The organism is Embleya scabrispora (assembly GCF_002024165.1).
GTDB classification, from domain to species: Bacteria; Actinomycetota; Actinomycetes; order Streptomycetales; family Streptomycetaceae; genus Embleya; species Embleya scabrispora_A.
This window is the reverse complement of record NZ_MWQN01000004.1, coordinates 839,620-854,060: the sequence shown is the minus strand read 5'-3', so window position 1 is coordinate 854,060 and position 14,441 is coordinate 839,620. Positions and strand designations below refer to the sequence as shown.

Annotated in this window: 12 protein-coding genes; 7 read left to right on the top strand and 5 right to left on the bottom strand. The window is 71.3% G+C overall.

The genetic code is table 11. The features are described from left to right. Positions 1-168 precede the first annotated feature (168 nt). Positions 169-2,400: a catalase/peroxidase HPI gene (gene katG / locus B4N89_RS44220; protein WP_078982258.1), complete on the top strand. Its 2,232-nt coding sequence runs from the start codon at positions 169-171 to the stop codon at positions 2,398-2,400. 71 nt (positions 2,401-2,471) lie between these two features. Here the strand turns inward: katG and nadE are convergent, their stop codons facing one another. Continuing rightward, positions 2,472-3,311, bottom strand: a complete 840-nt coding sequence (nadE, locus tag B4N89_RS44215; RefSeq protein WP_078982257.1) for an ammonia-dependent NAD(+) synthetase — start codon at positions 3,309-3,311, stop codon at positions 2,472-2,474. Between the two features lie 96 nt (positions 3,312-3,407). Between nadE and B4N89_RS44210 the strand changes: the two genes are divergently transcribed. Next, positions 3,408-3,989, top strand: a complete 582-nt coding sequence (locus tag B4N89_RS44210) for a cysteine hydrolase family protein (protein ID WP_078982256.1) — start codon at positions 3,408-3,410, stop codon at positions 3,987-3,989. Between the two features lie 22 nt (positions 3,990-4,011). Here B4N89_RS44210 and B4N89_RS44205 read toward each other — a convergent pair whose 3' ends face one another. Then, positions 4,012-5,283 carry a citrate synthase gene (locus B4N89_RS44205; protein ID WP_078982255.1) on the bottom strand — a complete coding sequence of 424 codons (1,272 nt, stop codon included), beginning with the start codon at positions 5,281-5,283 and terminating at the stop codon, positions 4,012-4,014. Between the two features lie 112 nt (positions 5,284-5,395). Here B4N89_RS44205 and B4N89_RS44200 point away from each other — a divergent pair, with 112 nt between their 5' ends. Next, positions 5,396-6,574, top strand: coding sequence for a citrate/2-methylcitrate synthase (locus B4N89_RS44200; RefSeq protein WP_078982254.1), 1,179 nt, complete (start codon positions 5,396-5,398; stop codon positions 6,572-6,574). Between the two features lie 33 nt (positions 6,575-6,607). On the opposite strand, the gene B4N89_RS44195 is transcribed toward B4N89_RS44200, so the two are convergent. Then, on the bottom strand, positions 6,608-7,000 hold the full coding sequence (locus tag B4N89_RS44195; protein WP_078982253.1) for a nuclear transport factor 2 family protein: 393 nt from the start codon (positions 6,998-7,000) through the stop codon (positions 6,608-6,610). A gap of 118 nt (positions 7,001-7,118) precedes the next feature. Between B4N89_RS44195 and B4N89_RS44190 the strand changes: the two genes are divergently transcribed. Beyond that, positions 7,119-7,562 (top strand): MarR family winged helix-turn-helix transcriptional regulator, encoded by a 444-nt coding sequence (locus tag B4N89_RS44190; protein WP_078982252.1) that lies wholly within the window; start codon positions 7,119-7,121, stop codon positions 7,560-7,562. A gap of 22 nt (positions 7,563-7,584) precedes the next feature. Here the strand turns inward: B4N89_RS44190 and B4N89_RS44185 are convergent, their stop codons facing one another. Beyond that, the gene (locus B4N89_RS44185) at positions 7,585-8,103 is read right to left on the bottom strand and encodes a pyridoxamine 5'-phosphate oxidase family protein (RefSeq protein WP_078982251.1); all 519 of its coding nucleotides are present in this window, start codon (positions 8,101-8,103) and stop codon (positions 7,585-7,587) included. Between the two features lie 466 nt (positions 8,104-8,569). Here B4N89_RS44185 and B4N89_RS44180 point away from each other — a divergent pair, with 466 nt between their 5' ends. Both B4N89_RS44180 and B4N89_RS44175 read left to right on the top strand, forming a co-directional pair. Beyond that, positions 8,570-11,272 (top strand): immune inhibitor A domain-containing protein, encoded by a 2,703-nt coding sequence (locus B4N89_RS44180; protein WP_078982250.1) that lies wholly within the window; start codon positions 8,570-8,572, stop codon positions 11,270-11,272. Positions 11,273-11,419: 147 nt separating this feature from the next. After that, entirely contained in the window at positions 11,420-12,265 is an 846-nt protein-coding gene (locus B4N89_RS44175; RefSeq protein WP_414646478.1) for an SAM-dependent methyltransferase, read from the top strand. 31 nt (positions 12,266-12,296) lie between these two features. Here the strand turns inward: B4N89_RS44175 and B4N89_RS44170 are convergent, their stop codons facing one another. Beyond that, positions 12,297-13,883 carry a phytoene desaturase family protein gene (locus B4N89_RS44170; protein WP_235619343.1) on the bottom strand — a complete coding sequence of 529 codons (1,587 nt, stop codon included), beginning with the start codon at positions 13,881-13,883 and terminating at the stop codon, positions 12,297-12,299. A 278-nt stretch (positions 13,884-14,161) separates the two neighbouring features. Here B4N89_RS44170 and B4N89_RS44165 point away from each other — a divergent pair, with 278 nt between their 5' ends. Continuing rightward, positions 14,162-14,389 (top strand): hypothetical protein, encoded by a 228-nt coding sequence (locus B4N89_RS44165; protein ID WP_078982247.1) that lies wholly within the window; start codon positions 14,162-14,164, stop codon positions 14,387-14,389. Positions 14,390-14,441: the final 52 nt, after the last annotated feature.

The following is a 14,441-nucleotide window of genomic DNA, read 5'->3' as shown; positions in this document are numbered from 1 at the left end:
GCGGTCCGGTTCCGCCGACCCGTCGTGTCGTAGCCGACGTGGACCGCACGACCGTAGAGGATTGTCGGCGTCCCCGGGCCGAGCACGTCCGGCGGGCCCGGCTTCCCCGACCGTTGCACCGCTCGCACTCCCCGAGTACCACGATCCGCCTGGTCCGGAAGGATTCCCATGCCCGAGAACAATGACGCAATCGTCGTAGACGCGAAGACGGAGGGCGAAGGGGGCTGCCCGGTCGCGCACACGCGCGCCCCGCACCCGACTCAGGGCGGTGGAAACCGGCAGTGGTGGCCGGAGCGACTGAACCTGAGGATCCTTGCCAAGAACCCCGCCGTGGCCAACCCCCTCGGCGCGGACTTCGACTACGCCGAGGCGTTCAAGGCGCTCGATCTTCCCGCGGTGAAGCGGGACATCGCCGAGGTGCTGACCACCTCGCAGGACTGGTGGCCGGCCGACTACGGCAACTACGGCCCGTTCATGATCCGGATGGCCTGGCACAGCGCCGGCACCTACCGGATCAGCGACGGCCGCGGCGGCGCCGGCGCCGGGCAGCAGCGCTTCGCCCCGCTCAACAGCTGGCCGGACAACGCGAGCCTGGACAAGGCCCGTCGCCTGTTGTGGCCGGTCAAGAAGAAGTACGGGCAGAGCCTGTCGTGGGCCGACCTGCTGGTCCTCACCGGCAACGTGGCCCTGGAGACGATGGGCTTCGAGACCTTCGGCTTCGGCGGCGGTCGCGCCGACGTGTGGGAGCCCGACGAGGACGTCTACTGGGGCCCCGAGAACACCTGGCTGGGCGACGAGCGCTACAGCGGCGACCGGGATCTGGAGAACCCGCTCGGCGCGGTCCAGATGGGCCTGATCTACGTCAACCCGGAGGGTCCGAACGGCAACCCGGACCCGCTGGCCGCCGCGCGCGACATCCGCGAGACGTTCCGCCGGATGGCGATGAACGACGAGGAGACCGTCGCCCTGATCGCCGGCGGGCACACCTTCGGCAAGACGCACGGCGCCGGCCCGGCGGACAACGTCGGCCCCGACCCCGAGGCCGCCCCGATCGAGCAGCAGGGCCTGGGCTGGAGGAACACGTTCGGCACCGGCAAGGGCGCCGACGCGATCACCAGCGGGCTCGAGGGCGCCTGGACCGCCACCCCGGTGACCTGGGACAACAGCTTCTTCGAGACGCTGTTCGGCTACGACTGGGAGCTGTCCAAGAGCCCGGCCGGCGCGCACCAGTGGAAGCCGAAGGACGGCGCCGGCGCGGGTACCGTCCCGGACGCGCACGACGCGTCGAAGACCCACGCGCCGACCATGCTGACCACCGACCTGTCGCTGCGCTTCGACCCGGCGTACGAGCAGATCTCGCGCCGCTTCCTGGCCGAACCGCAGGCGTTCGCCGACGCCTTCGCGCGCGCGTGGTTCAAGCTGACCCACCGCGACATGGGCCCGGTCGTGCGCTACCTCGGCCCGGAGGTGCCCACCGAGACGCTGCTGTGGCAGGACCCGCTGCCGGCGGTCGACCACGAGCTGATCGGCGCCGAGGAGATCGCCGACCTCAAGGCCCGGGTGTTCGCCTCCGGTCTGACCGTGTCCCAGCTGGTGTCCACCGCGTGGGCGTCGGCGTCCTCCTTCCGCGGCAGCGACAAGCGCGGCGGCGCCAACGGCGCGCGTGTGCGGCTCGAACCGCAGCTCGGCTGGGAGGTCAACGAGCCCGACCGGCTGGCCGCGGTCCTGCGCGGCCTGGAGGAGATCAAGGCGGCGTTCGACGGCGGCCGCAGCGACGGCAAGCGGGTCTCGCTCGCCGACCTGATCGTGCTCGCCGGCGGTGCCGCGGTCGAACAGGCCGCCAAGGCCGCCGGGGTCGACATCGAGGTGCCCTTCACCCCGGGTCGGGTGGACGCCTCGCAGGAGGAGACCGACGTCGAGTCGTTCGCCGCCCTGGAGCCGACCGCCGACGGGTTCCGCAACCACCTCGCGAAGGGCAACCGGCTGCCGGCCGAGTACCTGCTCATCGACCGGGCGAACCTGCTGACCCTGAGCGCGCCGGAGACCACGGTCCTGGTCGGCGGGCTGCGCGTGCTGGGCGCCAACTCGCAGGAGTCCTCGCTCGGCGTGTTCACCAGCACGCCCGGCGTGCTGAGCAACGACTTCTTCGTCAACCTGCTCGACATGGGCACGACGTGGAAGGCGACGTCGGAGGACGCGAACACGTTCGAGGGTCGCGACGCGGCCACCGGCGAGGTCAAGTGGACCGGCAGCCGGGTCGACCTGGTCTTCGGGTCCAACTCCGAGCTGCGCGCGCTCGCGGAGGTCTACGCGAGCGACGACGCCAAGGAGAAGTTCGTCGCCGACTTCGTCGCGGCCTGGACCAAGGTGATGGAGCTGGACCGGTTCGACCTGGTGTGACGACGACGTCCGGGTCGGCCCACACGGGCCGACCCGGACGATGTCGCGCACGCCGATCCGCTACCGCGCGCTCAGCGCCACCAGTCGTCGTCGGGCGTGACCGGCTGGGCCCGCTTGTGCCGGGTCGCGCGATGGGTCGACTCCAGGCGCGCCGCCACCTCCGGCGCGACGTCGCCACCCTCCAGGTACTCGTCGATCTGACTGTACGTCAGACCCAGCGCCACCTCGTCGGGCAGCGCGGGACGGTCGTCCTCCAGATCGGCGGTCGGCACCTTTTCCCACGCACTCGGCGGCGCGCCCAACTCCTGGAGCAGCGCCGCGCCCTGACGCTTGGTCAGACCGGTCAGCGGGGTGAGGTCGACACCGCCGTCGCCGTACTTGGTGAAGAAGCCCGTCACCGCCTCGGCGGCATGATCGGTGCCCACCACGAGCAGGCCCAGCTGTCCGGCGATCGCGTACTGGATCACCATGCGCTCGCGGGCCTTGAGGTTGCCGCGCACGAAGTCCCGCAGCTCGGACTCCCCGCCCGCCGACTCGGCCAGACCGCGGGCCACCTCGGCGGCCACCGCGTCGGCGCCCGGCTTGACGTTCACCGTGACCGAGCGGTCGGGCCGGATGAACCCCAACGCGATCTGCGCGTCGTGCTCGTCGGCCTGCACGCCGTAGGGCAGCCGTACCGCGACGAACTGTGCCTCGTGGCCCTCGGCCCGCAACTCCTCGGCGGCGAGTTGGCACAATCGCCCCGCCAGCGTGCTGTCCTGGCCGCCGCTGATCCCGAGCACGTAGCCCTTGGCCGGGGTCGACCGCAGGTAGTCCTTGAGGAAGTCGACCCGGCGCCGGATCTCCACCTTGGGCACGACGGCCGTCCGCACGCCGAGTTCGGCGAGAATCTGCTCCCTGGGGTTTGCCATCCCCGTACTGTACCGAGCGGGGCACGACCCGACGCCGGGGAGCGGTGTCGGCCGGCGCACGGGCCGCGCGGTCCGTGGTGGGAGGGGACGATACGCATGGGCAACGGCGCACTCCTCGTGATGGACGTACAGCGGGAGATCGTCGAGATGGCCGACGACGGTTCCGGATACCTGGACCGGCTCGGCGCGGCGATCGAGGGGGCCCGCGCGGCGGGCATGTCCGTGATCTACGTCGTGATCGGGCTGCGGCCGGGGCAGCCGGAGGTGAGCCCGCGCAACCGGGTGCTCACCAACTCGGCGGCGATGGGGCTGTTCACCGAGGGCGCGGCGGGCACCGCGATCCACCCCGCCATCGCGCCCCGCGAGGGCGACGTCGTGGTCACCAAACGCCGCGGCAGCGCGTTCTCCGGCAGCGACCTCGACCTGGTCCTGCGGGCCCGCGACATCGACCGTCTCGTCCTGGCGGGCATCGCCACCAGCGGTGTCGTGCTCTACACCCTGTGTCACGCACAGGACCTGGACTTCGGCCTGACCGTGCTCGTGGACGGCTGCCTGGACCTCGACCCCGAAGTGCACCGGTTCCTGACCGAGAAGTTGTTCCCGCAGTGGGTGGAGGTCGCGCTGGTCGAGGACTGGCTGAAAACCGTCGCCGACCCGGCGCAGGTGCAGGCGGAGTGAGCCCGCCCGTCGACGTCGCGGCTCAGCGGCTCGGCGGCCGGGTGCCCGTGTAGACGCCGATGGCCCGGTAGCGCAGACCGGGCTGTCGGTACTCCTCCATCGCGTGGGCGAGCCAGCCGATCGACCTGGCCATCGCGAAGACCGCCTCGCCGGCGTCCGGCCGCATCTGCATGGCGTGCGCCAACGCGGCCAGCGCCAGGTCCGCGTTGGGGAACACCTCGGCGCGCGCCGCCGGTTCGCGCGTCAGCGCGTCCACCGTGCGGATCACCCGGGCGACCCGCTCGTCGTGCTCGGCGTGTTCGCGGAGCAGGCCGAGCAACAGATCGGCGCGCGGGTCGTGTTCGGCGTAGAGCAGGTGGCCCAGACCGGGCAGGCGCTCCCCGGCGCGCAACCGGTCGGCGACCGCCGCGGTCGGGCCGCCGCCGGCCGGGTCGAGCGCGTCGCGCAGGAAGCGGTACGCCAGGCCGATCGCCGCGCCGTGATGCCGGCCGTCGAACACCCCGAGGCCGGCCGAGACCACCGCGTACACGTCCGCCCGGGCGCCGGCCGCCACCCGCGCGGCCAGCGTGGACACCGCCAGGTCGTGGTCGGCCTTGAGCACGAGCGCGGCGTTCAGCAACCGGATGTGCTCCGGGGTCGCCGCGCGAGCGGTCAGTTTCGGCCACAGCCGCGCCGCGAGGCAGGACCCGGTCGGCGGGGGCGCGCCCGGGCACGGGGGCAGCGTGTCCGCCATCATCGCGAGCAGCGTCTCGCCCGCGCGGACCACGGCCTGCTCCGACAGGTCGAAGCGCAACGGATCGGCGGTGCCCGCCGCGGCCACGATCATCCGGATACGGTCGGTGAGCCGGGCGCCGTCCGGCAGCAGACGCACCGTGCGCCGGACCAGGTCGGCCGGCCCGGCGGGGGCCTCGAACGGGGGCACCTCGGCGAGGTCGACGCCCCGCCACAACCAGTGCGCCACCGACTCCAGGCGATATCCGGTGAGTTCGGCCACGTCGCGGCCGCGGTAGTAGAGCCGGTCGTCGGCCAACAGGGTCACCCGGGTGTGGATGCGTTCGATCGAGCCGTTGGCGGGGCGGGCGCGCCGGCCGCCGGTCCGGCCCGCCAACTCCTCCACGTCCGCGGCGGCGAACCGGCTGCCGCGCTGTCGCGACTCGCGCACGCTCGTCAGCAGCCCGCGACTGACGTAGGCGTAGACGGTCTCGGGCTTGACCCCCAAGCGTTGCGCGACCTGAGCGGTGGTCAGGTAATCCCGGTCACTTTCGTCGCCCGGCACGGCCCGTCGACCAGCCATTTCGTCGCCGCCTTCCGCTGGTATTGAGGCAATCAACATTGACGATAGTTGATCGTCGGGACGACATTCGAGGTGGCCGAAGCGGAGCTGTGCGCAGAGCGGGAGGCGTGTCATGTCGGTCGTCGTCGACGGCGGGATCGAAGTACCCAGAGGGTTGAAGGGGGTGGTGGTCACCACCACCGAGCTGGGCGATGTGCAGGGCGCGAAGGGCTTCTACCACTACCGGCAGTACTCGGCGATCGAGCTGGCCGGCACCCGGACGTTCGAGGACGTGTGGTTCCTGTTCGTGTACGGCCGACTGCCCGAGGCCGACGAACGCGCGTCGTTCGCCGCCGAGTCGGCCCGGCTGCGGGTGCTGCCCGAAGAACTGCGCCCGGTGTTGCGCTCCATCGCCACGGCGGGCGAGCGCTTCGATCCGCTCGCCGGACTGCGTACGGCGCTGTCGTTGATCGGCGCCGCGCGTACGCTGCCGCCGCTGTGGGAGTCGTCGCCGGAGCGGCGCCGGGCGGACGCGCTCCTGGTGGGGGCGGTGACCCCGACGATCCTGGCGGCGCTGTACCGGATCCGGGCCGGGGCCGAGCCGTTGGAGCCCCGGGCGGATCTGTCCACGGCGGCGAACTGGCTCTACCTGGTGACCGGCGAGGAGGCCGAACCCGAGCGGGTGGCGGCGATCGAGCGGTACCTGATCGCCACCGTCGACCACGGCTTCAACGCCTCCACGTTCACCGCGCGGGTGATCGCCTCCACGGGGGCCGACCTGGTGTCCGCCGTGGTCGGGGCGATCGGCGCGTTCTCCGGTCCGCTGCACGGCGGTGCGCCGGATCGGGCGCTGGAGTCGCTGGACGCGATCGGCTCGCCCGACGCGGTCGACGCGTGGGTGCGGCCCAGGATCGCCGAGGGTGAGCGGATCATGGGATTCGGCCACCCGGTCTACCGCACCGAGGATCCGCGCGCGGTGATGCTGGCCGGATTGGCTCGCGAACTCGCCCCGCACACCGGCGCGCGGGGCGTCGCGCTGGTGGAGTTCGCGGGCACGGTGCACCGTCGGGTGACCGAGATCCTGGCCGAGCTGAAGCCGGGGCGGGAACTGCACGTCAACGTGGAGTTCTACGCGGGTGTGGTGATGGAGCTGTGCGGCATCCCCCGGAACATGTTCACGCCGACCTTCACGGTGAGCCGAGTGATCGGGTGGTGCGCGAACATCCTGGAACAGGCCGATGACACGAAGATCATCCGGCCGATCGCCCGGTACACCGGGCCGCCCGCGCCGCAGCCGGTACCCACCGGCTGAGGCCGGGCGGGGCCCGGGTCGAGCCGACCGGATTCAGCGGGCGCTGCCGAGATTCCGGTCGGCCTCGTCGCCCCGGAGCATGAGGGTGACCTCCTCGATGCGCCGGAAACGACCGTCGGGGGCCAGATCGGCGAAGACGTAGACCTCGGTGCGCACGGTCGAGCCGTCGTGCTTGGTGATGTCGACCGTGTGTCGGTCGGCGTAGCGCGTCCCCTCGCGGAGCTCGTCGTGGACCTCGATGGAACCGGCGGCCACGATCGTGCGCAAGTGGGCGATGTGCGCGAGGAATTCGGTGCGGTCGGCCCACTCCCCGTCGGTGCGCTGGCGGTAGTCCGGGGCGAAGTGCCGGTCGGCGGCCTCGGCGAGGGGGAGGTCGCGATCGAAGAGCAGGTCGGTGAGCGCGGCGGCGATGCCGGTGGGGGCCATGGGAGGTCCTACCTTTCGGGTGAGCGGCAGAGAGCAAGGAAACGCGTGCGCAACGCACGCATTTCCTTCGCGTACCGTAGCACCATATGCGTGCGCCGCGCACGCTATCCTCTGCGGTGTGGACAACGAGGTGGGATACGAGATCGCCGACGCGCTGGGCGTGTTGTTGCGGCGGACGACCAGGGAGCGTCTGCACCGGTCGCTGACCGAGGGCATGGGCGAGGGGGTGGACGAGGTGACCTATCCGGTCCTGAGCGCGCTGGCCCGCACGGGACCGCGCAGCGCGGCCGATCTGGCACCCGACGTCGGACTCGACCGCTCCGGCGTCACCCGCCGCGCCACCCGCCTGGAGGAGGCCGGACTGGTGCGGCGCGAACCGCACCCCACCGACCGGCGGGCGGCGCTGCTCGTGCTCACCGACGCGGGCGAGCGCGCGGTGGCGGAACTGCGCCGTCGACTGGCCGATCACATCGGCGCGAGTCTGGCCGCCTGGCCGCCCGGCGCGGCGGGGGAGTTCGCCCGATCGTTGCGTCGCTTCGTCACCGACGGGCCGTTCGCCTGACCGGGGCCGTCCGGGCGCGGCCTCAGACGGCGTCGAAGCGCCACCTGGTCTGGCTGTACGTGCCCTTGCCGAAGCCGAAGACGGTGGTCGGCGCCACGCGCAGGACCCGTGCCACGTTGCCCCCACTGCCGTGGAAGGCGCCGTCGCGGACCTCGAACCGCCAGTCGGGACCGTACTTGCCCGCGTAGGCGTCGGCGATGCGGCGCAGGGACGACTCGTCCGTCAGGGGGACGGCGCGACCCTCGACGACCACATCGAGGCCCCGGTCCAGGGCGTTGTCCCCGGTGGTCAGCACGCAGTTCGCGTTGGCGTGGAGGTTGTGCGACTTGCGTTCGTCCGCGCCGGTGCAAAAGTGCAGCGCGTTTTCCAGCCAGACCGCCAACAGCGGTGTCACGTGCGGTCGTCCGTCCGGCCGCACCGTACTCAGCCAGAACACCGGGGCGGTCGCCAGGCGGGTGACCGCCACCGACCACGGCACGGCCTCGGCGTCGGGGTGGCTGTAGCGCGCGTCCAGTCGGGTGCGCGGTTCGGGCTGGGACATCGGGCGTCCTCCGGGTGTCGGCGGTGCGCGGCCCCGGCCGGATCCGGGCGGGATCGCGCGGACCTTTGCGGTCCACTGCAAAGGACTGCCCCGGGTTCGTGAACTCATCGGTGCGTGCGATTTTCCCGGATATGCGGGCCTTTTCCCGAGGGTTTCGCGAATCTCGGGTAAAGGGTTCATAAAGAAATCTTTGCCTCCCCTGTCTCTGGTGTCACAGGCGCATCTAGGGTCCGGATGCCCGACGCGAAATCCCGTCTCCGTCGTGACCCGACGGTGACGGGAGGTGGGGGTCGGGCTCTGCCGAATCAGCTCGACGTCGTGGGCGCGTAAGGCACCACAGCACCCTGATCGGCGTCGCTTCGCGTCCGGGACCACCTTCCGGGCGGAAGGGGAGACCATCTTGAGTCGAGCGATACCCGGGCGCGGCGGTACGCCGCCGCGAGGCCTCCGGCGTTTTCGTGGCCCGGTGACTTTACTGTCGGCTTCCGTACTCGTGGCCGCGGGACTTTCCACGGCGACCGGCGCCGCGTCCGTCGCCGCGCCCGTGCGGGTGGACAACACCAGGGCGGTGTGGAACCCCGGACCCGAGGACACCTATCTCAACACCGTCGAAGCCGAGTTCCCCCAGGGCACCGGCGTCGACGGCGAAGTGACCGCCGCGGACAAGGCCCGCAAGGCCAAGGAGGGGCGCGGCAGCAAGGACCGCGAGGGCAATCCGCGCGCGGCGGGGCAACTGCGCCGACTGGAAGCCGAGTCCCAGCGCACGGGCAAGAGCCCGGAGCAACTGAAGGCCGAGAAGAGCGGTTTGGCGCCGGGCAAACAACAGAACGCCAAATTGCTGACCGTTCTCGTCGAGTTCAACGAGAACGCCAACGACGACTTCTCCGGGTTCAACCGCCGTGCGAGCGTCCTGGACCCCTCCTGCGTCGTCGAACCGCCGGGCACCATCAAGAACGGCCCGCTGCACAACACGATCCCGGACCCGGCGCTCGCCGGGAACGACAACAACACGCCGTGGGTCAAGGACTTCAGCCCCGAGCACTTCAACAAGATGCTCTACACCAAGCAGGGCATCACCGAGCGCATGCGCAAGGACCTGATCGGTCCCGACGGCAAGCCGGGCATCGACGTCTCCGGCTACACGATGAAGAACATGTACGAGGAGATGTCGAGCGGCAAGTACACCGTCTCCGGCACCGCCACCCCGTGGATCAAGGTTCCGCACTCCGAGGCGTGGTACGGCGCGGGTGCCTGCGGCAAGCGTCAGCAGGACATGAGCGGACACCCGAACAACCCGGGGGGCGCGGAAACGCTCGCGATCGACGCGGTGAACGAACTCGCGCGCAGCCAGCCGAACTTCCCGTGGGCCGACTACGACAAGGAGGACACCGGCGACGCCGACAACGACGGCAACACGCAGGAGCCCGACGGCGTGGTCGACCACCTGGTCCTGGTGCACTCGGGCAAGGACAAGTCCTCCGGCGGCGGCGCCGAGGGCACGTACGCCATCTGGGCGCACTCCAGCGCCGTGGCGGGCGGCTACACCGTGCCCGGAAACACCGTCAAGGTCGCCAACTACATCGTGCAGCCGGAGGACTCCGGCGTGGGCGTGTTCGCCCACGAGTACGGCCACGACCTCGGTCTGCCGGACCTGTACGACAACTTCAGCGGCGGCGAGTCCGACGTCAACTTCTGGGACCTGATGGCCAGCGGCTCCCACTCGGGCCCGCTGTTCCAGTCGATGCCGGCCAACATGAGCGCGTGGTCCAAGTACACGCTGGGCTGGCTGACACCGCAGGTCCTGAAGGTGGGTGACAAACCCACGATCGCCACCCTGGGCCAAGCGGCCAAGACACCCAAGGGCACCCAACAGGCGGTCCGGGTCAACCTGCCCGACAAGGTGTTCCGATTCTCCACGCCGCACAGCGGCACCAAGGCGTGGTACTCGAGCAACGACCAGCAGTGGGCGGACGTGAAACTCGTCCGCGACATCGCGGTCCCGACCGGCACCGACCTGAAGTTCCAGTGGTGGAGCGACTATTCCCTGGAGGTGGACTGGGACTTCGGATTCGTCGAGGTCTCCACCGACGGCGGCGCCACGTGGAAACAGCTGGAGGTCCGCGACGAGGCGGGCACGCTGGTGTCCACCCCGCCGGACTACCCGGACCCGAACGGCAACCTGCGCCGGTTCGGCAAGAGCACCGGGCTCACCGGTGACAGCAACGGTTGGCGCCACGACCACGTGGACCTGACCGCCTACGCCGGGCAGAACATCAAACTGCGCCTGGGCGTCGACACGGACGCCGCGACGCAGGAGAAGGGTTGGCTCGCCGACGACTTCTCGCTCACCAACGGTGGCGCCACCGTGTGGTCGGACGACGTCGAGCAGGGCGACAACGGCTGGACTCCGGTGGCCGGTTCGGTCGGTGCCGGCACCCGCGGCGCCGGTTGGGTCCGCTCCGACGGTACGTTCAACAAGGAGCAGTACTACCTGCTCGAATGGCGCAACCTGTCCGGCTTCGACCAGGGCCTGAAGTACACCTACACGTTCGGCGAGAACGGCAAGCGCTCCAAGCTCGCCTACAACGCGCCGGGCCTGCTGGTGTGGCTCCGGGACAACGAGTACCCGAACAACGGCATCCTCAACTTCCTCGACCGCAGCCCGTCGTTCGGTGCCAAGGGCGAGTTGTTGCTCGTCGACGCGAACCCCGAGCCGTACCGCTTCCCGCACCTGCCGTCGAACGAGGCGGCCAACGTGGAGGCCCGGGTGCAGTCGGCGAACGCGGCGTTCGGCTTCAAGGACACCCCGGGATTCCAGGCCTGCCTTCGGGCCGGCGACCACTGCGCGAACTTCGCCAAGACGGAACCGGTGCGGTTCTTCTCCGACGTGCTCGGCTACGCGCCGGGTGTCGAGGCGGGTCCGAACGGATTCGTGGGCAAGGACCGCGACGGTTCCACCGTGGTCCCGGCTCGGGCGCCGTACTCGACCAAGGTGACCAAGCCGGACGGCTCGCCGGACTTCGCGAACTACGGCAAGCCGTTCAACAATTCGGTGACCGGCAACGGCAACCCCGGGCTGGAGAAGGCATACGGCGTGACCGTGTTCCCGATCACCCCGCTGCCGCAGAACACCGGCGCCGTCGTCTGGATCGCCCCCGCACGGAAGTAACCGCCTCACCCGCACGACGTCGGCCCCCACGACGCAACTCCGGTCGTGGGGGCCGACGTACGTCGGCGGCGTGCCGGTTACCATGCAGAGCACGGCGTGCCGATGAGGCGGTTGGTTGCCTGGGTGACCCGAGGGAAGAGGCGAGGGATGTCGGAAGCGGAGTGGATGTCGCGGGATCCGCGCGAGGAACCCTGGCCGGTGGTCGATCTGCGGCTGGACGTCCCGCATTCGGCCCGCGTCTACGACTACCTCATCGGCGGGAAGACCAACTTCGAACCCGACCGGGTGGCCGCGAAGGCGTCGGTGGAGGCGTGGCCGGCCCTGCCGATCTCGATGCGCACCACCCGCACCTTCATGCAGCGGGCGGTGCGACACCTCACCGAGCGGTACGGCGTACGGCAGTTCCTGGACATCGGCACCGGGATCCCGACCTCGCCGAACGTGCACGAGATCGCGCAGGGCATCGCCCCCGAGGCACGGGTCGCCTACGTCGACAACGACCCGATCGTGCTGACCCACGCGAGGGCGCTGATGTCGAGTACCCCCGAGGGCCGCACCTGCTATGTCGACGCCGACCTGCGCGACATCGACTCGATCATCGACGCCCCGCAGTTGCGCGAGGTGCTCGATCTGTCGAAGCCGGTGGCACTGTCCCTGGTCGCGATCGTGCACTTCGTGCTCGACCGGGACGACCCGCAGGGCCTGGTGCGGCGCCTGATGGACGAACTCGCCCCGGGCAGCTTCCTGGTGCTGACCGTGTTCACCGGCGACACCGACCCGGTGGGCGTCGGCGGGGTCGGGCGCGAGTACAACGCGCGCGGCATCCCGCTCCAGATCCGGGACCGGAAGGAAACGCTCGCCTTCTTCGACGGCTACGAGTTGCTGGACCCCGGAGTGACGCTGGTGCACCACTGGCGCCCGGACCCGGACGCGCCCGAGATCCGCGACGCGGACATCGCGATGTACGGCGGAGTGGCGGTCAAGAACGCCTGACCGGGCACGGCCGGGTACTCGCCGTGCCGACCTACCTGGACGCGTCGCCCCGCCGACGCTCGCCCGGGGCGCGGGCCGGCCCGCGCAGTACCGCCATCGCCGCGTTGTGGCCGGGGACGCCGCTCACCCCGCCGCCGCGCCGGGCGCCGGCGCCGCACAGCAGGACGCGCTCGTGGGCCGTCTCGACGCCCCACGTCCCGGGCGGTTCGCCGTTCGGCGTGTACGGCCAGGACAGGTCGCGGTGGAAGATGTGCCCGGCGGGCAGCCCGAGTTCGTCCGCGAGGTCGAACGGCGTGTGCACCTCCAGGCACGGATCACCGTTCGCGTCGCGCAGCAGACAGTCCTCGATCGGCTCGGCGAGCACGTCGTCGACGGAGTCGAGCATCGCGCGCAGCGCCTTCGCCCGGGCGTCGTCGTGGTCGCCGGCGAACAGGCGGGCAGGCATGTGCAGGCCGAACAGGGTCAGTGTGTGCACCCCGGCGGCCCGGGGCCCGGGGCCGAGGATCGAGGGGTCGGTGAGGGTGTGGCAGTACATCTCGCCGGGCGGCAGCGTCGGCACGCGTCCGGCCGCGGCCTGCTCGTACGCGTCGGCGATGTGGGCATAACCCTCGTTGACGTGGAAGGTGCCCGCGAACGCCCGCCGCGGATCGGCCCGCGGATCACGCAGGCGCGGCAGCCGGGCCAGCACCATGTTGACCTTGAGCTGTGACCCCTCCGGCGCCGGGCCGTCGGCCGGCTCGCCCAGCAGTCGGCCCAGCGTCCGCGGCGCGACGGCGGCCAGGACGTGTCCGCCCGCCACGCGATACTCCGTGTCGCCGATCGTGTAGGACACCTCGCCGTCGGGGTTCACGGCGGTCACCGTCGCGCCCGTGCGCAGGTGTGCGCCCGCCGCCCGCGCCGCGTCGGCAAGGCTTGCGGTGACCGCGCCCATGCCGCCCACCGGGACGTCCCAGTCGCCCGTACCGCCGCCGATCACGTGGTAGAGGAAACACCGGTTCTGCCGCAGCGCGGGGTCGTGCATCGGGGCGAACGTGCCGATCAGGGCGTCGGTGGCGACCACGCCGCGCACCGTGTCGTCGGCGAACTCCGCCTCGATCAGGCCCGACAGGGGTTGTCCGAACACCGCGTCCCAGATCCGCTCATCGTCCACGAGGCGACGGAACTCGGCCTCGGAGCGCAGCGGTTCGGTGAGCGTGGGAAACACCCGCTCGGCCAGCCGGCCGGTGGCCGCGCCGAACCGCTCCCACGCGTCGGCGTCGCGTACGCCGGCGAACCGGGTCAGTTCGGCCCGGGTGCCCGCCCGGTCCTCGGTGTCCACGAGCAGGCCGTCGGCGCCGCGCGGGGTGTACGACCCGATCCGCCGACGCCGCGTCACCAGGGGCAGCCGCAGGTCCTCGACGATCTTTCGGGGCAGCAGGCTGACCAGGTACGAGTAGCGCGACAATCGCACGTCGACCCCGGGGAACGGCCGGGCCGACACCGCCGCGCCGCCGACCTCGTCGAGCCGTTCCACCACCACGACCGAGCGCCCCGCCCGCGCCAGGTAGGCGGCGGCGACCAGGCCGTTGTGGCCGCCGCCGACCACGACGACGTCGAATCTCCCACCGTCACGCACCACATTCGCCTCCGCGATTCCCGATCTCGCTCCGCACGGCCACGCCACCTGCAGGCAGCGTAGGTGTGTTCACCCGGGAGCGGCCCGCACACACGCACGGCGCGAAGCCGCGGAGGGTGCGGAGCGCAACCCCCGGCGCGGTTCGTGTCCGCGCTGCTCGGGGGCGGCTGGTGTGCGCCGATCTGTTGGAGCAGATGGTGGAGATGACGCCCAGCGACGATTAGGGGACGCGCTTCCACGGCCTGGGCCTGCGGTGCCGGGACCTGTCCTGCGGGATCCCGGTGTACGGGCGCACCGGGACCCTCCGGGGCTACTACACCTACGTGTTCACCACCCGGGACGGCGGTCGCGGTGTCATCTCGATGGCGAACACGAGCAACATCGGCACGGCCGACGCCGTGCCGGGCGACACCGTGGAGGCGGCGTTCCGCGGAAAGCGGGCGGCCGGCCCGAGGGCGCTGACCACCCGGGCGCCGCCGCCCGAGGAGGAGGCGTCGGCCGCGCGGTAGCGGCGGGCCCGCCCCGCGAACCCGGTCGGCCGATTTGCCCGTTGTCGCCGCG

Coding starts and splice junctions, on each gene's coding strand:
- B4N89_RS44175 (WP_414646478.1), top strand. CDS start 11,420: ATGTCGGAAGCGGAGTGGATGTCGCGGGATCCGCGCGAGGAACCCTGG.
- B4N89_RS44185 (WP_078982251.1), bottom strand. CDS start 8,103: ATGTCCCAGCCCGAACCGCGCACCCGACTGGACGCGCGCTACAGCCAC.
- B4N89_RS44205 (WP_078982255.1), bottom strand. CDS start 5,283: ATGGCTGGTCGACGGGCCGTGCCGGGCGACGAAAGTGACCGGGATTAC.
- B4N89_RS44195 (WP_078982253.1), bottom strand. CDS start 7,000: ATGGCCCCCACCGGCATCGCCGCCGCGCTCACCGACCTGCTCTTCGAT.
- katG (WP_078982258.1), top strand. CDS start 169: ATGCCCGAGAACAATGACGCAATCGTCGTAGACGCGAAGACGGAGGGC.
- B4N89_RS44210 (WP_078982256.1), top strand. CDS start 3,408: ATGGGCAACGGCGCACTCCTCGTGATGGACGTACAGCGGGAGATCGTC.
- nadE (WP_078982257.1), bottom strand. CDS start 3,311: ATGGCAAACCCCAGGGAGCAGATTCTCGCCGAACTCGGCGTGCGGACG.
- B4N89_RS44200 (WP_078982254.1), top strand. CDS start 5,396: ATGTCGGTCGTCGTCGACGGCGGGATCGAAGTACCCAGAGGGTTGAAG.